This is a genomic window from Catenibacterium sp. (assembly GCF_052354645.1).
Taxonomy (GTDB): Bacteria; Bacillota_I; Bacilli_A; order Erysipelotrichales; family Coprobacillaceae; genus Catenibacterium; species Catenibacterium mitsuoka_A.
Map to the genome: position 1 here is coordinate 1 of NZ_DAWDDM010000364.1, position 1,599 is coordinate 1,599.

Below are 1,599 nucleotides of genomic sequence, written 5' to 3' on the forward strand. Positions count from 1 at the left end.
TTTAGCTTGCAGCTATATTATAGTCTATTCTATGATCGCAGTTCTAGGATCACTACTAGGTAAAACATTACAAAAGAAGTAATAATTTTCTTGCTATGAAGTAAACTTTACACTTTAGAATATCTTTATAGGAAAGGAAAGGATATTATGAGTAAAAAAGTCGTTGTATTATCAACAAGTCTAAGAAGTAGTAGTAATTCAGAATTACTTGCGAAAAGCTTTGTAGAAGGGGCAAGAGATACAGGAAATGAGGTAGAGTATATATCACTTAAAAATAAAGATATTCGTTTCTGTATTGGATGTCTCGCATGCCAGAAAACAGGACATTGTGTCATAAAAGATGATGTAGCAGATATCATGAATAGTGTACTTAAAGCAGATGTTGTTGTATGGGCTACACCTATCTACTATTATGAAATGAGTGGACAAATGAAAACATTGATTGATCGTCTCAACCCAATGTATTCTAAAGACTATAAGTTTAGAGATGTATATCTTCTTGCGACAGCTGCAGAAGAAGGAGATGAAGTCTTTGAAAAAGCTATTACTGGACTTAGTGGCTGGATTGATTGTTTTGAAAAGACATCTATTAAAGGCACTGTACTTTGTGGTGGTGTATCTAGTGGTGGAGATATATTTAGTAATACTAAACTTAAAGAAGCCTACAATCTAGGTTCTCATGTATAAGACAGACATTAAGACAATTAGATGGTGAATCATAAGCATGAACACATGATGTTCATGTTTTTTTGTTAGTTATAACTAATATATTAATTGTGGTATCTATTTCATAGTGATATACTAAATCTATAAGTTAGTACAAACTAACAAAGAGGTAATATCATGAGAATACTTATATATGGTGCAGGGGTTATTGGTTCATTATATGCAGTTTTGTTGAAAGAAGCAGGGTATGATACAACTATTTATGCAAGAGGACATAGACTTGAAGCCCTTCAAAATCAAGGACTCCTTTATAAGAAAAATAATATAATCAAAAAAGTAGATATCAAGGTCATTGATTACTTACAAGATAATGATATATATGATTTTATTTTTTTAACTGTTAGAGAAAATCAATTATATCAGGCACTGAAAGAATTGAAATCCAACAAAAGTAAAAACATTATCACAATGGTTAACTCAATAGATACTTATGAAAAATGGGAAAGCATTGTAGGAAAAGGAAGAATATTGCCAGCTTTTCCGGGAGCTGGAGGCAGTATCACAAATGATATACTTGATGCATCACTTACTCCAAGACTTATACAGCCGACTACTTTTTCTGAAATAACAGGAAAAAAGACAAACAGGACACAGCAGCTCATACAAATATTTAAACATGCACGCATACCTTTTCAACAGGTCAATGATATGCATATATGGCAGTTATGTCATCTTGGGATGGTTGTACCTCTTGCAGATGCTTATTATCAAACAGAATATCCTGAATCCGTAGGTCAAGATAAACTTGTGATGAAAAATACAGCGAAAGAGCTTAAATATAATTTCAAGATTTTATATGAAAAACTTCATACATTATCACCTTATAAAATGCATATCTTTAGAATTTTACCAATACCAATACTTACATATATT

2 protein-coding genes are annotated in these 1,599 nt (G+C 31.6%); both read left to right on the forward strand.

Annotated features, from left to right (window positions below; genetic code table 11):
* Nucleotides 1–147 precede the first annotated feature (147 nt).
* Nucleotides 148–687, forward strand: a complete 540-nt coding sequence (locus ACT8VG_RS11025) for a flavodoxin family protein (protein ID WP_187012895.1) — start codon at nucleotides 148–150, stop codon at nucleotides 685–687.
* A gap of 156 nt (nucleotides 688–843) precedes the next feature.
* The coding region (locus ACT8VG_RS11030) for a ketopantoate reductase family protein (protein ID WP_444195911.1) at nucleotides 844–1,599 on the forward strand (756 nt) is incomplete at its 3' end.